This window comes from Muricoccus nepalensis, assembly GCF_006438825.1.
GTDB lineage: Bacteria > Pseudomonadota > Alphaproteobacteria > Acetobacterales > Acetobacteraceae > Roseomonas > Roseomonas nepalensis.
The window spans coordinates 103874-124437 of the sequence record NZ_RCZP01000001.1; the positions used below are offsets into that span (position 1 = coordinate 103874).

Consider the following 20564-nt stretch of genomic DNA (forward strand, 5'->3'; position numbering starts at 1 on the left):
GGCCTCACCGGCCCGCCTTCAGGTCGGCCAGCAGGCGCTCGGCCTCCGGGCGGCCGTCGAAGGCGGCCGTGTTGGCGAGGACCGGCGTGAGGATGCGGAGCGCCTCGTCGCGGTTGCCGCTCTGGTGCAGCGCGTAGGCGAGGCGGTAGGCCGCGGCCTGGTCGGGGCGCCCCGCGGCCTCGCGCCCGTTGACGGACTGGCGGAGCAGGGAGACGCCGAGCCGCGGGTCGCCGGCCCGGGTCACGATCCAGCCGAGCGTGTCGGCGGTGTCGACGTTCTGCGACAGCGCGTAGGCGCGCTCGGCCATCTCCCGCGCCTGCGCCGTCGCGCCGCGCCGGTCGACCAGCCAAGCGAGGTTGTTGAGCGCCACCGCGTCGTTCGGCGCGCGCTCCACGAGCTTCGTGAGCCCCGCCTCCGCCTCGGCGTAGCGCCGCTGCATGATGTCCATGGAGGCGAGGGCCTGGAGCGCGTTCAGGTCGTCCGGCTGGCGCGCGACCCAGGCGCGCAGCACCGCCGCGGCCTCGGGCACCTTGCCGGCGTTCCGGAGCATGGCGGACTGGCGGAGCGCCAGGAAGGAATTCGGCGTCTTCTCGTTCGCCGCCGCGTAGGCGCGGGCGGCGTCCTCCAGCCGGTTCTCGCCGGCCAGCAGGTCGCCCCGCAGCCCGGCCGCGGCCGGCAGCGAGGTCGGCTGCAGGGCCAGCCGGTCGGCCTGGGCGAGGGCGGCGTCGAGGCCGCGCGCCTGCTTCACGAGCCCCACATAGGCCTGCTGCAGCCGGACGTCGCCGGGCGCCGAGCGCAGGCCCTCCTGGATGATCGACTCCGCGGCGCGCGCGTCGCCCTGCCGAAGCGTCAGCGCCGCCAGGCGGAGCCGCGCCTCGATGGAGGCGGGATCCTCCGCCAGCGCCGCGCGGGCGGCCTCGCGCGCGTCGTCCCAGCGGCTGAGCGCCACCAGCGCCTCGGCGCGCGCCATCGGCAGCAGCGGGCCCCGGTTGCGGGGGTTGGCGCGGAGCGCCGGGCTCTCGACGAGCGCCAGCGCCTTCTCGCCCTCGTTCGAGCGGACCAGCACCTCGGCCAGCGCGAGGGTCAGCGGAAGCTCGCCGGGCGCGGCGGCCTGGGCCGCCTCGAGCACGGCGCGCGCGGGCACGGCGCGCGGGGAGCCCGGCCGGGCCGCCGCGCCGAGCTGGCCCAGCGCGTCGGCGTTGCCGGGGTCGCGGCGCAGGACCTCGCCGAGCAGCTTCTCGGCCTCGTCCGGCCGCCCGCCGGCCGCCGCCACGCGGGCGAGCCCGAGGCGCGCGCCGATCGAGTCCGGGTGGTCGCGCAGGACAGCCTCGTAGGAGGCGCGCGCGCCGACGAAGTCGAGCTTGGTGAGCTTCAGCGTGCCCTCGGTGACCCCGGCGGCCTCGCCGCGGCGCCCCGCCTCGCCCAGTCGGTCGAGCTGGGCGGAGGCGCCGCTCATATCGCCGCGGAGCATGGAGGCGGTGGCCAGCAGCTCCCGCACCGGCGGCTGCTCCGGCTGCAGGGCGAGGGACTTCTCCGCCGCCTCCACCGCGCCGCGCGCGTCGCCCGCGCCCAGGCGGGCGGCGGCGAGGCGGTTGAGGACGCCGGTGTCCTGCGGCGCGAGGGCCGCGGCGCGGCCGAGCGCCTCGGCCGCCTCGCGCGGGCGGCGGGCCGCGCCGTGGGCGCGCCCGAGAAGGTCGTAGGTGTCGGCGTCGGCCTGGCCCTGGGGCCCGAGCCGCGAGAGGTAGCGGGTGAGCGTGCCCGCGGCGCCGTCGGGGCGCCCCGCCTCCATATCCATGGCCGCGAGCAGCTTCACGCCGCGCACGTCGTCCGGGCGCCGCGCGACGTGGCGCCGGGCCGAGTCCTCGGCCTGCGCGGTCTGGTTGAGGGCGCGCTTCGTCAGGGCCTGGATGAGGTAGCCGTCCGGGAAGCTCGACAGCACGGGCTGGATGCGCTGCAGGCTCTCGTCGGCCCCGCGCCAGTCGCCGGCCCGGGCGAGCAGCGTCGCCCGCAGGTAGATCGCGGCGGCGCTGCCGGGCTGGCTCGTCAGGGCGGCGTCCACGTCCTGCTTCGCCGCGGCGTTGTCGCCGAGCTGCATCAGGGCCTCGGCGCGCGAGAGGCGGGCCGGCACGTTGCCGGGCGCGATCGCGACGACGCGGCCGATCGTCTCCGCACCCTCGCGCGCGGCGCCGCGGGTCATCTGCAGCGTGCCCTTGCGGAGCAGCGCCTCGATGGAGTTGGGGTCGGCCGCGAGCGCCTTGTCGGCCTCGGCCTCGGCGCCGGGGCGGTCGCCCTTGGCCAGCGCGAGCGCCGCGGCCGCGAGGTGGGGCTCGGCGACGTTGGGGCCGAAGCTGAGCGCCTCCGCCACCGAGGCCGCGGCGTTGTCCTGCTGGTTGAGCGAGAGTTGCGCGAGCGCCCGGCCGGAGGCGACCTGCGCGCCCAGGGCCGGGTTCCCGGCCGGCACCGGGAAGTCGCGCAGCAGGTCGGCGTGGCGGCCCTGCACGAGGTAGGCGCGCAGCAGCGCCGCGGTGGTCACGACGGGGTCGGCGCCGATCTCGAGCGCGGCGCGCGCCTCCTTCTCGGCCGTCACGCCGTCGCCGAGGTCGATGCTCGCCTGGACCAGGGCGAGGCGGGCGGCGGTGGAGCGCGGGTCGTCGCGGACGGCGTTGCGAAGCTCGATCTGCGCGGTCCGGAGGTCGCCCTTCGCCTGGGCCGCGCGGGCGCGCTCCATGGGCTGCGCGAGAGCCGGCACCGCGGCCGCCGAGAGCCCCGCGAGGAGGGCGAGAGCCAAGGGGCGCGGGAGGGCCTTGCGGCGGATCATGGAACGTCTCCGGAAAGGTTGTCTTCGGCCTGGGCCTCGGGATGCGCGTCGCCGTTCTGGCCGGGGCCCCGCGCGCCGGGCCGGGCGGTCAGCCCGTGCTCGTCGAGGAGGCCGTAGAGGGTGGGGCGGCTGATGCCGAGCAGGCGGGCCGCGGCCGCGACCCCGCCGTCGCTGAGCGCCAGCGCGCGGGAAATGGCCGCCCGCTCCGCGGCGGCGCGCGCCGTCCGCAGGTCGAGCGGCTGGTCGGAGGGCGGGCCCTCCTCGAGCTCGAGGTCGGCCGCGCTGATCTGCGGGCCCTCGGTCATCAGCACGGCGCGGCGCACGCGGTTCTCGAGCTCGCGCACGTTGCCGGGCCAGTGGTGCGCGGCGATGGCGTCGGCCGCGCTCGCGTCGAGGCCGCGGAGGCGGCGGTCGAATTCCTGGGAGTGGCGGGCGAAGAACCAGCGGGCGAGCAGCAGCGCGTCGCCGCCCCTTTCGCGCAGCGGCGGGATGCGGACGGTCACGCCGTTCAGGCGGTAGAGGAGGTCGCCGCGGAAGCCGCCGTTCTCCGCCAGCGTCTCGAGCGGCTGGTTGGTGGCGGAGACGACCCGCACGTCGACGCGGAGCTGGGTGCGGCCGCCGACGCGCTCCACCACCTGGTCCTGGAGGAAGCGCAGCATCTTCGCCTGCAGCGACATCGGCAGGTCGCCGATCTCGTCGAGGAAGAGGGTGCCGCCGTTCGCCGCCTCGATCTTGCCGGCCACCTGGCGCACGGCGCCGGTGAAGGCCCCGCGCTCGTGGCCGAAGAGCTCGCTCTCGAGCAGCGCCTCCGGGATGGCCGCGCAGTTGAGCGCGGCGAAGGGCTTCTTGGCGCGCGGGCCGAGCTCGTGCAGGGCGCGGGCGAGCGCCTCCTTGCCCGTGCCGCTCTCGCCGAGCAGCAGCACCGGCACCGAGACCGCGGCGAGGCGCTCCACGGTGCGGCAAACGCGCAGCATGCCGTCGTCGGCGGTGATGATCGCGCTGATCGGGCTCGGCTTCGGCGCGGCGGCGAGCTGGCGGTTCTCCTCCTCGAGCGCGCGGAGGCGCAGCGCGCGGTCCACCACGGTGCGGAGGACGTCGAGGTCGACCGGCTTCTCGCAGAAGTCGTAGGCGCCGGCCGAGACGGCGCGCAGCATGTTCGCCCGCTCGTCCCGTCCGCTCGCCACGACGACAGGCAGGCCCGGCGAGATGCGGCGCAGCGTCTCAAGCGTCGCGAAGCCCTCGGACACGCCCTCGGGATCGGGCGGGAGGCCGAGGTCGAGCAGGGCGGCGGAGGGGTGCTCGCGCCGCGCCACCGCCTCGGCTTGGCGACGGTCCGAGGCGAGGACGACGCGGCAGGCCGGGAAGGCCCAGCGGTACTGGGCGAGGAGACCGGCGTCGTCCTCGACGATAAGAAGCGTCGGCTTGCTCAAACGAAGGCCGCCTGTGAACGGTGGTTGGGTGAGGCTTGGCCGGACGGGGCAGCCTCCGTCCGGGCGGCCGGGGGCAGGTGCAGGCGCATGGTCGTGCCCTTGCCGGGGGCGCTCTGCACCTCGAGGTCGCCGCCGGCCTCGCGCAGGAGCTCCCGCGCCTGCCAGGCGCCGATGCCGTTGCCGTCGGGGCGCGCGGTGCGGAGCGGCCGGAACAGCTCGTCGCGGATGAAGTCGGCGGTCATGCCGAGACCCTGGTCCACGATGTCGACCAGCGGCGCCTCGGGCGCCCCGTGCAGGCGGAGCAGCACGGGCGACCCCTCGGGCGAGGCCTCGATCGCGTTGTCGAGGAGGTGGCCGACCGCGGCCTCGAAGGATTCCGGCCGCATGGCGGTCCCGCCGGCCAGGGCGCACTCGACCGCGACCTGCGGGCCGCGCCCACGGGCGATGGAGCGGAGCCGGTCCGGCAGGTCGCGGACGCTGCCGCGCGGGTCGGTCGCGTCGGCGCTCGTCAGCGCGTCCGCGGGCTCGCGCAGGCGGGCGATGAGGGTGTCGATCCGGGCCGTCGCGGCGCGGACGGTGATCAGCATGTCGCGCTGGAACTCCGGGTCGCTGATGTTGTCCTCGGCGTTGCCGAGCAGCAGCTTCAGCCCGCCGGAGACGGTCTTCACGTCATGCGCGACGAAAGCGAAGCGGGCGGCGTAGTTCGCCAGGCGCCGCCCGTCGGCCAGGCGCTCCGCCGCCTGCCGCTCGGCGAGGAACATCGCGACCTCCCGGCCGAGCGCGCGAAGCAGCTCGAAGACCTCGGTGTCCAGCGGGAAGGAGGCGCGGGGCGGCGCCAGCAGGGCCGCGCCGAGCACGCCGTGGCGGTGGTGCAGCAGCGGCACGGCGAGCCAGAGGGCGCCATAGGCCCCGCGCAGCGCCGCCGCGGCCGGCACCGCCTCCGTGAGCACGAGGACCCGCTCCCCCGCGCCGAGCGCGTCCAGCAGGGGCCGCGCGTCGGGCGCGGGCACGGCGGGGCTGTTCCAGGAGCCCGCCCAGCGAAGGCCGCCGGCGCCGCCCTCCTCCCGCAGGAGGAGCACGCCCGCGGGGCTGTCCACGGCGTCCGCGATGGCGCGGACCGCGCGCACCGCCGCCGGCGCCTGCCCGTCTGGGCCGGAGAGCGCGGCGATGCAGCGCATCCACTCCCAGCGGTAGTCGTAGCGGGCGCGGAAGAAGGGATCGACGAGGAAGCGGCGGATCCGGGAGCGCGCCGAGCGCGAGGCGAGCGCCACCACCAGCGCCATGACGCCGCCCGCCAGGAGGCTCGCCTGCGCCGTCGGGCCCCAGCTTCCCCCGAGGCTCTCGAGCATCTGCCCGGCCGCGCCGACCCCGAAGAGGAAGGTGCCGCTGACCACGAGCGTCGCCCCGTGGAACACCGCCTGCCGCGAGACCGGCGGGCCCCGGCGCCAGCGACGGTCGCGCAGCGCGGCCACGAGGAGGAGGCCCGCGGCGAGCATGCTGAGCGCCGCGCGCGAATCGAGGAGGATCGGCGAGAAGCGGTGGGCGAGGACCGCCTCAACGTAGAGGACGAGGTCGAAGACGCCGAGGCCGCCGATGGCGATGCAGGGCAGGTTGACGTGCCAGCGCGCCGCCTCGCCCGCGCCGCGGTAGACGTTCTCCGCGAGCAGGACGACCAGCACCGCCAGCGCGAGCCGCGCGACGATCGACGGGGTGGCGAAGACCGCGCCGGCGACGGGGTTGCCGGCCATGACCGTGGCGGAAGGGAGGAGGGTGACGGCCGCGAGCAGCACGGCGCCGCCCATCCAGAGCCGCGGGCGCAGGCCCGCCGGACCGGACCGCTCGCGCTCGTGCAGGTGCAGCAGCAGGGCGCACCAGAGGCAGGCGCGGAGGGGCTCCAGCACGCCCGCGACGCCGTTGAGCGGGGCGTCGATCGGCCAGATCGCCGTCGCCGCCGCCCAGGCCGCCAGCGCGGCGCAGGCCCCGCCGAGCAGCCAGGTGGTGAGGCCGCGCCGCCCCGTTGCCCAGATCAGAACGGCCACCAGGACACAGACACCGGCGCAGGCTGCGTGGAGCGGCCATGACACGAGGACGGTCATGCCGAAGCCGGTCATGGGCGAGGTGGCGCTCCGCGCTGTGGCCTCAACGCGAGCCCTCCTGGAAGAGGATCACGCGCACCGTCGCGACGAGGATCAGCAGGTCGAGGAAGAGGCTGCGGCGGCGGACGTAGTAGAGGTCGTAGGTGAGCTTCTGCCGCGCGTCGTCGACCGAGGCGCCGTAGGGGAAGTTCACCTGGGCCCAGCCGGTGATGCCGGGCTTCACCACCGCGCGGTCGGCGTAGTGCGGGATGGCGAGGGAGAGCTGCTCGACGAAGGCCGGGCGCTCGGGCCGGGGCCCGATGAAGGCCATGTCGCCCTTGAGAACGTTGAGGACCTGCGGGATCTCGTCGATCCGCGTGAGGCGGAGGAAGCGCCCGACCCGGGTCACGCGCGGGTCCCGGCGCGTCGCCCATTGCGGCGCGCCGCCGACCTCGGCGTCGACGCGCATGCTCCGCAGCTTCGTCAGGTGGATGATGCGCCCGCCCTGGCCCACCCGCGCCTGGCGGTAGAAGATGGGACCGGGGCTGTCGATGCGGATGGCGATCGCCGCCAGCACGGTCAGCGGGAGGGTCAGCAGCAGCAGGGCGAGGGAGACGATCACGTCGAAGGAGCGGCACACGAAGGCCTCGGCCCGCCCCATATGCGCCCCGCGCGCGGTCTCGAGCCAGTCGGGCTCGAGCGCCTCGAGGTCGACGCGGCCGGAGAGCCGCTCGAGGAACTCGACCTCGCCGACGAGCTTCACGCCCGCCTCCGTCCAGCTCTTCCGCAGCGCGGCCGGCACGGCCTTGGGCTGCGGCGCCACGACCCAGCGGATGCCGCGGGAACGAAGCTCCGGCGCGGAGAGCCCGACCGCCGCCTCGGGCCGGCCGGCCTCGGCCAGCGCCTCGCCCGCGCCGAGCCGCAGCGCCACGCGGAACGGTTCCTCGGAGGCGGTAGGGCCAGCCGGGGGAAGCTTCACCAGCGCGGCGCGCGAGCCGTCGAGCACGGCGATGGGCTGCGTGAAGAGCCCCGTGCGCGACACGCCGAGGAAGAGCAGGCGCGTCACCAGCACGCCTCCCGTTCCCGCTGCCGAAAGGAGAATCACCGCGGCCGCCGGGCTCGCCGCGCCGCCCGTCGCGCTGCCGCCGAGGTCGACGCGGAGGAACTCGACCGCGACCCAGGCGAGCGGGGTGAGGAGCAGCGCCGTCAGCAGGGTTCCCGTGAGGAGTCCCCGCGCCTTTCGCCAGCCCGTCGGCGTGTGCATGCCCGTCGCCGCGGCAGCGACGCCCGTCGACAGCGCGAGAACCGCCGCAAGGGACGCGGCCTGGAAGGCGCCCGGCGAGCCCGAACCGCCAGTAGAAGCGGAGAGAAGGTAAACAACGGCGAAGCATACGATGGCTTCCGCCATGTAGAGCGCGAGCCCTTCCGAGCGAACACTATGGCCGAAAAGGCTGGTCATCCTGGTCCGCTCCCTCTGGAAACCCACCCGACATGGTTCGACGCCACGCATAGGTGCCGCTTCGCTCAAGGAAGGATCCTCCTTCCATCAAGCGAGCGGATAAATGTCGTGGTCGCGGCACCGTGGATCACGGCAGCGAGGATTGGCTTCAATCGCCCCCTAAAGGATGCCTTATCCCCCGGAAGAGCAAGGCTAAACGGTCTCAACATTCTGTCATTGCGGAGGAGAGCCACGGGAAAATCCACGAAGGTGTAACGTCTGCCCAAGGGACAACGCGGCTCGGAAGGGTGCTCCTGGAATTGTGATCGGTGCGCCGAAAAAAGGATATGCATCCGAACCGAGAGATGTCTTCTAAACAGGTGGGACTTACAACATCTTTAACATGTGATGCTCATATCAGGACTGTTTTCGTCTAGGGACGGCCACAGCAACGCTTGGGTTACGATCCCGGTCCGATGGTATGTTGCATCGTTCCGATGAGCTGCTGGGAGTTGAATTTGAACGACATGCCGAAGGATGGAGCGCTGAACATGATGCCGAGGGGCTTCCACCTGCTCCGCGCCGGATTCGCAAGGCGCGCCCTGCGCCCGGCGGTCGCGGCTCTCCTGCTGGCGGGCATCCTGCCGGCCTGCTCGGGCACCTCCACCGCCCCGGTGCAGGAGGCCTCGCGCGCGGCGCCGGACTACGTCATCGGGCCGGGCGACGTGCTGAGCGTCTTCGTCTACCGCGCGCCGGAGCTGAGCGCGTCGGACCTGCCGGTGCGCCCGGACGGCCGATTCTCGCTGCCGCTGGTGCAGGACGTGCAGGCGGCCGGCCGCACGCCGAGCCAGCTCAGCCGCGACATCGAGGCGCGGATGAAGCAGTACGTCCGCGAGCCCGTGGTCTCCGTCATGGTGCGCAACTTCGTCGGCCCCGCGGACCAGCAGATCCGCGTCATCGGCGAGGCCGCCGAGCCGCTCGCCCTTCCCTTCCGCGAGGGCATGACCGTCCTCGACGCCATGATCGCGTCGCGCGGGCTCACGCGCTACGCGGCCGGCAACAACGCGCGGATCGTCCGCGTCGCCAGCGGCCAGCAGAACGCGCCGCGGCAGATCATCCCGGTGCGCCTGCGCGACCTCCTGAACGAGGGCGACGTGGCACAGAATGTTCCGCTGCGCCCGGGCGACACGCTGGTCATCCCGACCGGCTGGTTCTGAGCGGACGGCGCCATGAATATCTCCACCCAGCTCAGGCGGCACGTCGTTGCCGCCTGGCGCCACCGCTGGAAGGCGCTGGCGCTCTCCTGGCTCATCTTCGCCATCGGCTGGGTGGGGGTCTCCGCGATTCCCGACCAGTACCGCTCCACGGCCCGCGTCTACGCGGACGCGGACGCGGTGCTGAGCACCCTCCTGCGCGGCATCGCGATCGACAGCACGGCCGGGCGCGAGGTGGAGCTTCTCCAGCGCACCCTGCTGAGCCGCCCGAACCTCGAACAGATCGTCGCCCGCACGGACCTCGACAAGCGCGTCACGAGCGCGGCCTCGCGCGAGGCGCTGCTGCTGAAGCTCGCCGAGGGAATCCGCCTCACCCCGGAGACGCGGAACCTCTTCACGCTCATCTACAGCGACCCTGACCCGCGCATGGCCAAGGACGTCGTCCAGGCCGCGCTGAACATCTTCATCGAGCTGGCCGCCGGGACCGATCGCCAGGGAATCGAGAACGCCCAGGGCTTCCTGCTGCAGCAAATCGCCGCCTACGAGGTGCGCCTGCGCGAGGCCGAGCGGCGCCGCGCCGAGTTCCAGTCGCGCAACGTGGACATCCTGCCCGACCCGGCCAGCGGCGTCTCCCGCCTCGAGGCCGCCCGCGGGCGCGTGCTCCAGGTGGAGGGCGACCTTCAGGACGCGCGCACCCGTCGCGAGCTGACGCGCCAGCAGCTGAACACCCAGCCGGCGACCGTGGCCGAGACCGCCGGCGGGAACGCCCGCGCGGCCGACATCGAGCGTGAGCTGCGCGAGATGCGGCTCCGCCTCACCGACGCGCATCCCGACGTGAAGGCGGCCCAGGCGGCCCTCGCCGCGGCGCGGGCGAGCGGCGGCGTGCGGGGCGCGACCCGCTCCAACCCGGTCTACGAGCAGCTTCAGATCCGCATGGTCGACGCCGACGCCCAGGTGGCCTCCCTCGAGCGCCAGATGCGCGACGCGAACGCCGATCTCGAGCGGCTGGACGCCAAGGCGCGCGAGCAGCCCGAGGTTCTCGCCCAGTTCACCAACCTCGACCGCGACTATAACGTGCTCCGCCGCAACTACGAGGAGCTCCTCGCCCGCCGCGAATCGATCTCGCTGGCCGAGGCCGCGCGCACGGGGTCCGACCGCGTGAAGCTGGAGGTCGTCGACCCGCCGGTGGTGCCGAACCTGCCGGCCTCGCCGAACCGCCCGCTCCTGCTCGCCGGCGTGCTGGTGGCGAGCCTGGGCGCCGGGGTGGTGCTTGCCCTGCTGCTCTCGCAGCTCGACAGTGGCTTCTACACGGTCCACGACCTGCGGCGGCTCGACGTGCCGGTGCTCGGGCGCATCTCGGCCCAGCAGGCGCGCTTCGCGCCCCGGGCGCTCTCGACGGCGGCCTTCGGCGCGGCCTGCGCCGTGCTGTTCGTGGCCTTCGCCGCGGCGGTGGCCGGTCCCTCCATCCTGGCGCACGCGCCAGAGTTCATCGTGCGGGCCTTCGCGTGACCGCCCCCCGCCCCCAGCCCCCCCGCTCCCACCTGATCGACCGCGCGGTCGAGGCCATGGGCGGCCTCGACGCGCTGTCGACCCCCCGGGCGCCCCGCCCGCCCGGCGCCGAGACGCCGGCGCTCGAGGCGCCGCCCGCCGCCTCGCCGGGGCCCGAATCGAGGGCACCGGAGAGCCCTGCCGACGCGCGCGACGCGGGTCCGGACCGCTTTAGCTTCGAGGCCGGCAAGGCTGCTCCGGGCACGCCCGCGTCGCCCCTGCCCGGCGCATCGGGTGCCTCTGGCGCCGCGATCCTCGAGCCGCCGGCCGCGCGGCTCCCGGAGCCGGCCCAGCCGGCGCCGGTGCCACTCGACGCCCTGCTCGGCGCCGGGCTCGTCGCGACGCCCGGAAAGGGGCGGAGCCGGGCCTCGGAGGAGATCAGCGTGGTGCAGCATCAGGTGCTGCGCACGGTCTACGCCGCCTCCCCATCCGACGCCCGCTCCCGTGTCATCTTGGTCACCAGCGCACGTCCTGGTGAGGGGAAGACCTTCCTGGCCCTGAACATCGCGGCTAGCCTCGCGGCCGGCGGGTCTCATCCCGTCGTCCTCGTGGATGCGGATGGTAAAGTGGACTCGCTCACTCACCTGCTCGGCCTGACCGAGCGCCCCGGCCTTCGCCTGCTCGCCGCCGAGGGGGGCCGGAACCCCCGAACGATGGCGGTTCCAACGGCGATTCCCCGCCTGTCGGTGCTGCCCTACGGCGTCTCCGCGTCGAAGGGCCCTGGCATCCCGCCGGGCACCGCCCTCTCGGCCGCGGTCCGGCAGGCTTCGGCGGCCTTCCCCGGGCACCTGATCATCCTCGACTCGCCGCCCGCGCTCTCGACGAGCGATGCCGGCACGCTGTCCGGCGTCGCCGGCCAGGTGCTGGTGGTGGTCGAGGCGGAGAGCACCCAGCGGAGCGAGGTGGAGGCGGCGCTGGACCTCGTCGAGGCCTGCCCCGTGCTCCAGCTCGTCCTGAACAAGGCGCGCTTCTCGGAGAGCGACAACTTCGGGACCTATGCCGGCGCCTATGGCGGTGAAGGCCAGTGAGCCGCGTGGCCCGTCCGTGCGCGGCGCCGCCCCTCCGGGCGGCGGTCCTCGTCCTGGCCTGCGCCGTCGTGGCGCCGGTGGCCGTCTCCGCGCAGGAAGCCTCCGGCGCGGACGCGGGTAGCGGAGGCGGCGCCTCCTCTCGTGCCGGCGCCCGCGGCGCGGAGGGAACCGACGCGCGCGGCGCGACCCGGACCGACCCGGCGACGAGCTTCGAGCCCTTCGCCCCCCGCGATTCGGCCGACACCTTCTTCCGCGCCTCGCCGGTCGGGCGGCTCGGCTCCGGCCTGCCGCCGGGGCAGGCAGGGCTCTTCTCGGGCTCCCCGGCGCAGCCGGGCGGGCTGGGCGCGCCGCTCGGCCCGCAGGGGAACTACGGCGTTCCGGAAGGCCGCAGCTACGTCGTGCAACCGAGCATCATCGTGCAGGAGCTGTTCACCGACAACCTGTTCCAGACGCCGTGGGACAAGCAGTCGGACTTCGTGACGACGATCACGCCGAGCATCTACGCCGCGGCGGACACGGCGCGGCTGCGCGGCAGCCTGGCCTACCTGCCGACCTTCTCGCACTACGCGAACACCTCGGGCCAGGACCGGCTGGACCATCGCTTCGTGGGCCAGGCGCTGGCCACCCTGCTGCCGGGTTCGCTCTACCTGTCGATGAGCGGGTCGGGCGACACGCGGACGGCGACAGGCGGCTTCACGCCCGAGGGCACGACGGTGGTGAGCCGCAACAACCGGGTGCAGACGCTCAACTTCCAGGCGACACCCTACTACGTGCAGCGCTTCGGCGGCTGGGCGACGGCGCTCGCGGGCTACACCTACGGCTACGGCTCGACCTCGGGCTCGGACGCCTTCCTGCCGGGTTCGGGCCAACGCTATTTCACGTCCCAGAACTACAACTCGAACGAGATCTTCGGCGTGCTCCGGAGCGGCGAGAACTTCGGCCGCGTGGCGCTGGAGGCGCGGGCGAGCGGGACGAGCTACGACGGCACGGGCGTTCTCAACGGGGCGCGCCGCAACGAGGCCTCGCTGCAGGCGCTCTATGCGTTCACTCGGAACATCGCCGGCTTCGTCGAGGGCGGCTACGAGGACCAGCGCTACGCCGGGGTGCCGGAGGTCCGGATCCAGGGACCGATCTGGTCGGTCGGCACGCGGCTCCGCCCGTCCCAGGACAGCATCATCACGGCGCGCTACGGCCGCCGGGACGGCTTCAACTCGGCCAGCCTCGAGGCAGCCGTGTCGGTCGGGCCCCGCACCCGCGTCTTCGCCACCTACTCGGACCGGCTGACGACGAGTGCGCGGCGCGGGAATGACCTGCTGAACACCGCGGGGCTCGACGAGACGGGCTATCCCGGCGATGCCGGCGCCGGCTTCTACCCGGGCAGCAACAGCGGGCAGTTCAACAGCAATCCCTTCCTCGCGGTGCAGGGCGGGCTGATCCGGCTGAAGCGGGCGGCGGCCTCCGTCACCCGGACCTTCACGCGGGACACGGTCACCCTTTCGGTCTTCCGGGAGGAACAGGAACCTATTTCGGCCACTGTCGGCACCACCGTTTTCGCGCAGCGCGGTACCTCGGGAAGCCTTGCCTGGGCTCGTGAGTTGACCCCGGAGATGACCGCCATCGCCTATGTCCAGTACGGCACCTACAGCTCGCCGACCTTCCGCACGACGAACACGGGGAGTTCCGGCACGACCGGGACGGCCAGCGCCTCCCTTGTGCGTCGCTTCACCCCCCGCCTGTCGGGAAGCCTGCAATACGCGATCAGCCGCCGCGATCCCGGCGGCGACCAGGGCGCCAGCATTCAGAACCTCGTCCTCGTCTCGCTGCGTCAGGACTTCTAAGGACGCCACGGATGTACAACGAATACTATGGGTTCCGCGAAGCGCCCTTTCAGATGACGCCCAACGCCCGGCTCTTCTTTCCGAGCTCGGGGCATAGTCGCGCGGAACGCCACCTTCTCTTCGGCCTCTCGCAGGGCGAAGGGTTCGTCGTTGTCACGGGGGAGGTGGGCGCGGGCAAGACGACGCTCGTCGAGCGGCTCTGCGCCCGCCTGGATCCGAGCGGCTTCGCGGTCGCTCGGATCGCGACCACGCAGGTGGCCGCGGACGACCTGCTCGCGCTTGCCGCCGACGCCTTCGGCGCGCCGATGGAGGGCAGCAAGGCGACCGTGCTGCGCGCCGTCGGCAACGCGCTGCAGACCGGGCCGCAGCGCCACGTCCTCATCGTGGACGAGGCACAGGCCCTCCCCTTCGCGGCGCTGGAGGAGCTGCGGATGCTCTCCAACCTGACGGGGGACCAGGGGCAGCCGCTCCTGCAGATCATCCTGCTCGGGCAGCCGCAGCTTCGCCGCACGCTGTCGAGCCCGGACCTCGACCAGCTCCGCCAGCGGATCCTGGCCTCCTACCACCTCACCGGCCTGAGCGCGGAGGAGACGCACGCCTATGTCGAGCACCGCCTGCGGGCGGTGGGCTGGGACGGCCGACCGAACTGGGAGCCGGAGGCGCTGGACAGCGTCCACCGGCACAGCGCGGGCATTCCGCGCCGCATCAACCGCCTCTGCTCGCGGGTCCTGCTCGCCGGCGCGCTGGAGGAGACCTGGACCTTCACGAGCGGCCTCGTGGAATCGACCGCGCAGGAGCTGGAGGACGACCTCGGCGCTGGGCCGCGCGGCGCCATGGCGGGCCAGAACTTCGGCGACGGCGACCCGGCCGAGCTCGCCCGCCGCCTCGGCTCCGTGGAGGGCATGATCGCGCGGCACGACCGCGTGCTCGGGCGCCTGGCCGACCTGTTCAACATGCAGCGGAGCAAGGCGTGAGCGGCCTCGACGGCCGGCTGCCCGCGCGAGCGACGGGACGAGGCGCCCCGATCCGCAACGCGATGAGCGTGGACGTCGAGGACTGGTTCCAGGTCCAGGCCTTCGCCGGCACCATCCCGCGCGCGGACTGGGACGGCTTCGCGCCGCGGGTCGAGGCGAACACCGACCGGATCCTCGCGGCCTTCGACCGGGCGGGGGCGCGCGCCACCTTCTTCACCCTCGGCTGGGTGGCGGAGCGGCAGCCGGCGCTCGTGCGGCGCATCGTCGCGGCCGGGCACGAGCTGGCGAGCCACGGTCATGGCCACGAGCTCGTCAGCGAGATCGGCGAGACGCGCTTCCGCGAGGACATCCGCCGCGCCAAGCGCGTGCTGGAGGACGTGGCGGGCGTGCCCGTGCGCGGCTACCGCGCGCCCACCTTCTCGATCGGACCGGCGCTGACGCCCTGGGCGCACCGCGTCCTCGCGGAGGAGGGCTATTCCTACTCCTCCTCCGTCTTCCCCATCCGGCACGACCTCTACGGCGCGCCCGACTCCCCGCGCGTGACCCACCGGCCGGACCCGGCGGGGGTGACCGAGGTGCCGATGACGACGGTCCGGGCCCTCGGCCGGAACCTTCCCTTCTCCGGCGGCGGCTGGTTCCGCCTGATGCCCTACCCGCTGTTCCGCGCCGGTCTGCGCCGCGTGAACCGCGCCGAGGGGCAGCCGGGCGTCTTCTACTTCCACCCCTGGGAAGTCGATCCCGGCCAGCCCGAGGTGCCCGGCGCCGCGCGCCGCTCCCGCTTCCGCCACCGCGTCGGGCTGGAGGCGATGGAGGGGCGGCTCGAGCGGCTGCTGCGGGACTTCGCCTGGGGCCGCATGGACGAGGTGTTCGACCTCGCGCCCCTGCCCGAACGCGTGGAGGCCTGAGCGCATGGCCGTCCGCGTACGGCCCCTGGACCCCGCGAGCGAGGGTGCCTGGGACGCCTTCGTCCGTGCCCGTCCCGAGGCCGGCTTCTTCCATCTTTCGGCCTGGGCCCGCGTCATCGAGGGGGCCTTCCGTCACAAGACCCACTTCGCCCTGGCCGAGCAGGACGGCGCCATCGTGGGCGTGCTGCCGCTCGCCCGGATGAAGACCGCCCTCTTCGGCGACCTGCTCGCCTCCACCCCCTTCTGCGTCTATGGCGGGCCGGTGGCGGCGACGCCCGAGGCGGCCGAGGCGCTGGAGGCGCACGCGATCGAGCTTCACCGCTCGACCGGCGCCGCCTGCCTCGAGTTCCGCCACCTCCGCCTGCCCGTGCCGGACCCGGCCGAGCGCGGCTGGGGCATGCGGCCGCCGCTCTACTGGACCTTCCGCAAGCCGATCACGGGCGATACGGAGGCCGACATGAAGGCCATCCCGCGCAAGCAGCGGGCCATGGTGCGGAAGGGCATCTCGAACGGGCTGACCTCGGTCTCGAACGGCGACATCGACGCGCTGCACCGGGTCTACGCGGAGAGCGTCCGTAACCTCGGCAGCCCCGTCTTCCCGCGCCGCTACTTCAAGGCGCTGGCCGCCGCCTTCCCGGAGGAGCACGACGTGACCACCGTGCTGCACGAGGGGCGGCCGGTCGCCTCCGTGCTGAACTTCCACTTCCGCGAGGAGGTGCTGCCCTATTACGGCGGCGGCACCGGGGAGGCCCGGAGCCTCGCCGCCAATGACTTCATGTACTGGGAGGTGATCCGCCGCGCGGGCGCCGAGCGCGGCGCGCGGCTCTTCGACTTCGGGCGCAGCAAGTCCGAGACGGGCGCCTTCTCCTTCAAGAAGAACTGGGGCTTCGAGCCGACGCCGCTGCACTACGCCTACCGGCTGCGGCCGGGCGCGACCTTGCCCGAGAACAACCCGAAGAACCCGCGCTACGCGGCGATGATCAAGGTTTGGAAGCGTCTGCCCCTGCCGGTCGCGAACCTCCTGGGCCCGCCGCTCACGCGCGGGCTGGGCTGAGGCCATGACGGGCCGCCTTCTCTTCCTCGGCCACCGCATCCCCTACCCGCCGGAGAAGGGGGAGAAGATCCGCGCCTGGCACATCCTCGACCACCTCGCCGAGAGCTGGGACGTGGAGCTGGGCTGCCTCGTGGACGACCCGGCCGACCTCGACCACCTCGGCGCGCTGAAGGCGCGCTGCTCGGCGGTGGAGTGGCGGGCGGTGAACCGGCGAACGCAGGGGAGGCGCGCGGTGACCGCGCTCCGGCCCGGCCTGCCGCTCACCCTCGGCTGGTTCCACGAGCCCGGGCTGAGCGCCTGGGCCCGCGGCGGGCTGGAGGCGGGGCGCTACGGGGCGGTCTTCGTCTACTCCTCGGCCATGGCGCCCTACGCGATGGGGCCTGCCCCGCGCGGGCCCGCGCCGAGGCGCGTGCTCGACATGGTGGACGTCGATTCCGAGAAGTGGCGCGCCTACGCCAAGGGCGCCGGGCTGCCGATGGGCCCGGTCTGGGCGCGGGAGGCGCGGACCCTCCTCTCCTTCGAGCGCCGGGCCGCGGCCGCCTTCGACCTCACGCTCTTCGTCTCGCAGGCCGAGCGGGACCGCTTCGTCGAGCTCGCGCCCGAGGCCGCGCCGCGCGCCGACTGGCTCGAGAACGGCGTGGACCTCGGCCGCTTCGACCCCTCGATCCCCCAGGCGCGCCCCTTCGGCCCGGCGCCGGCGATCGTCTTCACGGGCACGATGGACTACCGGCCGAACGTGGAGGCCGTGGCCTGGTTCGCGCAGGAGGTCATGCCGATCCTGCGGCGGCGGGACCCGGCGCCCGAGTTCCACATCGTCGGCGCCAACCCGGCGCCCGCGGTGGCGGCCCTGGCCGCGCTGCCGGGCGTGAACGTCACCGGCCGCGTGCCGGACGTGCGGCCCTACCTTGCCCATGCCGACGTGGCCGTGGCCCCGCTGCGGATCGCGCGCGGCATCCAGAACAAGGTGTTGGAGGCCATGTCCATGGCGCGTCCGGTCGTCGCCTCGCCCCAGGCGCATGAGGGGGTCCGGGCGCGGGCCGGCCAGGACCTGCTCGTGGCCGACGGCGCCGAGGAGACGGCAGCGCGCGTGGCGGAGGTGCTCGACGGCGCCCATCCCGGCCTCGGCGCGGCGGCTCGGGCGGCGGTGCTCGGCACCTATCCCTGGTCGGTGACGCTGTCCCGGCTCGACGCCATGATGGGGAGCGGCCTGCGGGCCGCGGCCGAATGAACGCGGTCCCGCGCGGGCTCGCCGTTCCCGTCGCCCAGCGCGCGGGCTGGTCGGCCACGCTGGTCGCGCTCGGCCTGCTGCTCGGCCTCTTCGGCTTCCTCTTCCGGGAGGAGATCCTGGCGGCCGTCCGCACCTGGGAGAGCTCCACCGCCTACAACCACTGCTGGCTGGTGCTGCCGGTGGCCGCCTGGCTTGCCTGGGTGCGCCGCGACCGCCTGGCGGTGCTGCGCCCCGCCCCCTCCCCCCTGCTCGCGCTGCTTATCCTCCCGCCCACCGCGCTCTGGCTTGTCTCGGAGCGGATGGGGATCATGGAGGGGCGGCAGTTCGCGGCCATCGGCATCCTGTGGGGCATGGCGCTCGGCCTGCTGGGCTGGCGGCTCTGCCGGGCCATGGCGGCGCCGCTGCTCTACCTCGTCTTCCTGGTTCCCTTCGGCGCCTTCGCCACGCCGCTGCTGCAATCCGTAACCGCCCATTTCATCGAGCTCGGTCTGCGGCTGCTCGGCATTCCCCACTACATCGACAGCTTCATCATCGAGACGCCCGCCGGCACCTTCCTCGTGGCCGAGGCCTGCGCGGGGCTTCGCTTCCTCGTGGCGGCCCTCGCCTTCGGGGCGCTCTACGCCGTGACGCTGTTCCGCAGCCCGGGGCGCCGGCTCGCGGTCTTCGCGGCCGCCGTGATCGTGCCGATTCTGGCCAACGGCCTCCGCGCGCTGGGCATCGTCGTGATCGCGCAGCATCTCGGCTCCGCCGAGGCCGCCGCTGCCGACCACGTGGTCTACGGCTGGGGCTTCTTCTCGGTCGTCATCCTCCTGCTGACCCTGGCGGGCCTGCCCTTCCGCGAGGACGCGAACCCGGCCCCCGCGCCGGCGCTCCCCTCCCGGCGCGCGCCGGCCGGGGCCGCGGCGCTGGCGGTTGTGGCCGCGCTCGTGGCCCTCCTCGCCTCCGCCGGGCCCGGCCTGGCCGCGGTGCTGGACCGAGAGGGGGGCACGCCGCCGCTGTCGGGCACGCCGCGTCTCGCCCCCGTCCCGGGCTGCACCGAGGCCGCCGAGGGCGGGCTCGACTGCGGCACCGCCACTGTCAGCGCCCGGCTGCTCGTCTTCCCCGCGCGCAGCACCTGGGCCGGCGTCGCCGCCACGCGCCGGCGGCTGCTCGGCCACGACGACGAGGCCCTGACCTTCCGCATCCCGGCGGGCGCGGTGACCTGGGACGCGCGCGTGGCGGCGAAGACGACCGAGGCCGTCGCCGCCGCCGCCTGGCTGGACGGGCAGCCGGCCGGCGACGGGCTGCGCTCGCGCGCGGTCCAGGCGCTGAACAGCCTTCGCGGCAACGGCGGCCTGCCCGTGCTCCTCGCGATCACCCTGCAGCCGCGGGGCGAGGACGGGGCGGGACAGGCGGAGCGCCGCGCGCTGCTGACCAGCATCGCCGAGGCGCAGGTCGAGCTTGCCGCGAAGGCCGACGCGCTGTCGCACCGTCCGGGGAACTGACCCCCGTGCCGGCGATGCCCGCAGGCCACGTCCGCCAGCGCCCCCTCTTCCCGCGCGCCCAAGTCGCGGGGCTCCGCGATGCCGTGAAGCCCGGTCCGCGGTCGCGCGTTGCCCTCGCTGTCGGCTCACCCCGCCCTCCGGGACGGGAGGATCGACCGCGCGCCCGGGCATCCCTCCCGCCGTGCCCCTCCCCGGGACCGGCGGTGACGTTCATCCTGGACGGGCGGCCCCGTCCCCTTCCTCGCGACGAAAGGACCGGCGCATGGCGACCTACCTCCTGACCGGCGGCTGCGGCTTCATCGGGTCGCATCTCGCCGAGGCCCTTCTCGCCCGCGGCCACGCCGTGCGCGTGCTGGACGACCTGTCGACGGGCAAGATGGAGAACCTCCGGCCCGGCGCCACCCTCGTGCGCGGTGACGTCTCCGACGCCGCCGCGGTGCGGGCGGCGATGGAGGGCGTGGACGGGTGCTTCCACCTTGCTGCCATCGCTTCCGTGGAGCGGGGGGTGCGCGAGCTTCTCGCGACGCACCGCGTGAACCTCTCCGGCACCCTGGCCGTCTTCGACGCGGCCGCGCCGCGGCGGCTGCCGGTGGTCTACGCCTCCTCCGCCGCCGCCTACGGCGACGCGGGCCCGCTGCCGCTCGAGGAGACGACCTACCCGCGGCCGCTCTCGGCCTATGGCGCGGACAAGCTCGGCTGCGAGCAGCACGCGCGGGCCGCGGGGCAGGTCCACGGCCTGCCGAGCTGCGGCCTGCGCTTCTTCAACGTGTTCGGCCCCCGCCAGGACCCGAAGTCGCCCTATTCGGGCGTCATCTCGATCTTCTGCGACCGCCTGTCGCGCGGCGAGGGCGTCGACGTCTACGGCGACGGGGAGCAGACGCGCGACTTCATCTTCGTCGCGGACGTTGTGGCGGCGCTGCTGGCCGCCATGGACAAGGCCTCGCCCGAGGCGCCCGTGATGAACGTCTGCACGGGGGAGCCGACCTCGGTGCGCACCCTGGCCGAGACGATCGCCTCCCTCTGCGGGGTCGCGCTCGACCTCCGGAGCAAGCCGGCGCGGCTGGGCGAGATCCGCCACTCGCTCGGCAGCCGGGCGAGGGCGAAGGCCGCGCTCGGCCTCGGGACGCCCGTCCCCCTCCGCGACGGCCTGGCCGCTACCCTGGACTGGATGAAGACGGCGGGGGCGGCGCCGGGCTATTCAAGCAGCCACCCGACGAACCAGGCGATGCCCGCCCAGAGCAGCACGGAGACGCCGACGATGACGAGCGTGGCGAGCGGCCACCCGAACCGCGCCGAGGGCAGCGCCGCCCCGGACGGGCGGAGCGACGCGGCGGGCACGCCGGCCTCCTCGCCGGAGACCGCCTTGGGCTTGGTCAGATAGTGAGCCTTCACCGGAGCTTTTCTCCCTGCGCGCCGGGCGGACGCCCCTCCGGCGGCGACTCGGGCCGCCAATCGCCGCTTCGTGTGCATCAAGTCGCCGCCTCGGACGTTACGTCAACATTCCGGTTCCGAATAGTTAAGGCAAAGGGC

Annotated in this window: 14 protein-coding genes; 10 read left to right on the plus strand and 4 right to left on the minus strand. The window is 74.2% G+C overall.

Annotated features, from left to right (window positions below):
• Positions 1–4 precede the first annotated feature (4 nt).
• Genes prsT through EAH89_RS00480 form a run of 4 tightly spaced genes read right to left on the minus strand, consistent with a single transcriptional unit; the run spans position 5 to position 7782 of the window.
• Entirely contained in the window at positions 5–2818 is a 2814-nt protein-coding gene (gene prsT, locus EAH89_RS00465; RefSeq protein ID WP_140880806.1) for an XrtA/PEP-CTERM system TPR-repeat protein PrsT, read from the minus strand.
• Positions 2815–4248 (minus strand): PEP-CTERM-box response regulator transcription factor, encoded by a 1434-nt coding sequence (prsR, locus tag EAH89_RS00470; protein WP_140880807.1) that lies wholly within the window; start codon positions 4246–4248, stop codon positions 2815–2817. Before prsR ends, prsT begins: the two co-directional genes overlap by 4 nt.
• Complete coding sequence (gene prsK, locus EAH89_RS00475) at positions 4245–6359, minus strand: XrtA/PEP-CTERM system histidine kinase PrsK (protein ID WP_241666776.1); 2115 nt, start codon at positions 6357–6359, stop codon at positions 4245–4247. The genes prsR and prsK overlap by 4 nt, the downstream gene beginning before the upstream one ends.
• A 28-nt stretch (positions 6360–6387) precedes the next feature.
• Positions 6388–7782: an exopolysaccharide biosynthesis polyprenyl glycosylphosphotransferase gene (locus EAH89_RS00480; protein ID WP_241666777.1), complete on the minus strand. Its 1395-nt coding sequence runs from the start codon at positions 7780–7782 to the stop codon at positions 6388–6390.
• 506 nt (positions 7783–8288) lie between these two features.
• Between EAH89_RS00480 and EAH89_RS00485 the strand changes: the two genes are divergently transcribed.
• The 10 genes from EAH89_RS00485 (at position 8289) to EAH89_RS00530 (ending at position 20415) form a co-directional block, all read left to right on the plus strand.
• Positions 8289–8978 (plus strand): XrtA/PEP-CTERM system exopolysaccharide export protein, encoded by a 690-nt coding sequence (locus EAH89_RS00485; protein ID WP_241666809.1) that lies wholly within the window; start codon positions 8289–8291, stop codon positions 8976–8978.
• A gap of 12 nt (positions 8979–8990) precedes the next feature.
• On the plus strand, positions 8991–10484 hold the full coding sequence (locus tag EAH89_RS00490; protein ID WP_140880809.1) for an XrtA system polysaccharide chain length determinant: 1494 nt from the start codon (positions 8991–8993) through the stop codon (positions 10482–10484).
• On the plus strand, positions 10481–11551 hold the full coding sequence (locus EAH89_RS00495; protein ID WP_140880810.1) for a P-loop NTPase family protein: 1071 nt from the start codon (positions 10481–10483) through the stop codon (positions 11549–11551). Before EAH89_RS00490 ends, EAH89_RS00495 begins: the two co-directional genes overlap by 4 nt.
• Positions 11552–11556: 5 nt before the next feature.
• Positions 11557–13389, plus strand: coding sequence for a TIGR03016 family PEP-CTERM system-associated outer membrane protein (locus tag EAH89_RS00500; protein WP_140880811.1), 1833 nt, complete (start codon positions 11557–11559; stop codon positions 13387–13389).
• A gap of 53 nt (positions 13390–13442) precedes the next feature.
• Positions 13443–14363: an AAA family ATPase gene (locus tag EAH89_RS00505; protein ID WP_241666778.1), complete on the plus strand. Its 921-nt coding sequence runs from the start codon at positions 13443–13445 to the stop codon at positions 14361–14363.
• Positions 14360–15268 (plus strand): XrtA system polysaccharide deacetylase, encoded by a 909-nt coding sequence (locus EAH89_RS00510; RefSeq protein ID WP_241666779.1) that lies wholly within the window; start codon positions 14360–14362, stop codon positions 15266–15268. Before EAH89_RS00505 ends, EAH89_RS00510 begins: the two co-directional genes overlap by 4 nt.
• Positions 15269–15272: 4 nt before the next feature.
• Positions 15273–16322, plus strand: a complete 1050-nt coding sequence (locus tag EAH89_RS00515; RefSeq protein WP_140880813.1) for a FemAB family XrtA/PEP-CTERM system-associated protein — start codon at positions 15273–15275, stop codon at positions 16320–16322.
• A 4-nt stretch (positions 16323–16326) separates the two neighbouring features.
• Entirely contained in the window at positions 16327–17550 is a 1224-nt protein-coding gene (locus tag EAH89_RS00520; RefSeq protein WP_140880814.1) for a TIGR03087 family PEP-CTERM/XrtA system glycosyltransferase, read from the plus strand.
• A complete protein-coding gene (gene xrtA / locus EAH89_RS00525; protein ID WP_140880815.1) occupies positions 17547–19034 on the plus strand; it encodes an exosortase A in 1488 nt (495 codons plus the stop codon). Before EAH89_RS00520 ends, xrtA begins: the two co-directional genes overlap by 4 nt.
• 262 nt (positions 19035–19296) lie before the next feature.
• Complete coding sequence (locus EAH89_RS00530) at positions 19297–20415, plus strand: NAD-dependent epimerase/dehydratase family protein (RefSeq protein ID WP_140880816.1); 1119 nt, start codon at positions 19297–19299, stop codon at positions 20413–20415.
• Positions 20416–20564 lie beyond the last annotated feature (149 nt).

Coding starts and splice junctions, on each gene's coding strand:
- prsT (WP_140880806.1), bottom strand. CDS start 2,818: ATGATCCGCCGCAAGGCCCTCCCGCGCCCCTTGGCTCTCGCCCTCCTC.
- prsK (WP_241666776.1), bottom strand. CDS start 6,359: ATGACCGGCTTCGGCATGACCGTCCTCGTGTCATGGCCGCTCCACGCA.
- EAH89_RS00480 (WP_241666777.1), bottom strand. CDS start 7,782: ATGACCAGCCTTTTCGGCCATAGTGTTCGCTCGGAAGGGCTCGCGCTC.
- EAH89_RS00485 (WP_241666809.1), top strand. CDS start 8,289: ATGCCGAAGGATGGAGCGCTGAACATGATGCCGAGGGGCTTCCACCTG.
- EAH89_RS00490 (WP_140880809.1), top strand. CDS start 8,991: ATGAATATCTCCACCCAGCTCAGGCGGCACGTCGTTGCCGCCTGGCGC.
- EAH89_RS00505 (WP_241666778.1), top strand. CDS start 13,443: ATGACGCCCAACGCCCGGCTCTTCTTTCCGAGCTCGGGGCATAGTCGC.
- EAH89_RS00515 (WP_140880813.1), top strand. CDS start 15,273: ATGGCCGTCCGCGTACGGCCCCTGGACCCCGCGAGCGAGGGTGCCTGG.
- EAH89_RS00520 (WP_140880814.1), top strand. CDS start 16,327: ATGACGGGCCGCCTTCTCTTCCTCGGCCACCGCATCCCCTACCCGCCG.
- xrtA (WP_140880815.1), top strand. CDS start 17,547: ATGAACGCGGTCCCGCGCGGGCTCGCCGTTCCCGTCGCCCAGCGCGCG.
- EAH89_RS00530 (WP_140880816.1), top strand. CDS start 19,297: ATGGCGACCTACCTCCTGACCGGCGGCTGCGGCTTCATCGGGTCGCAT.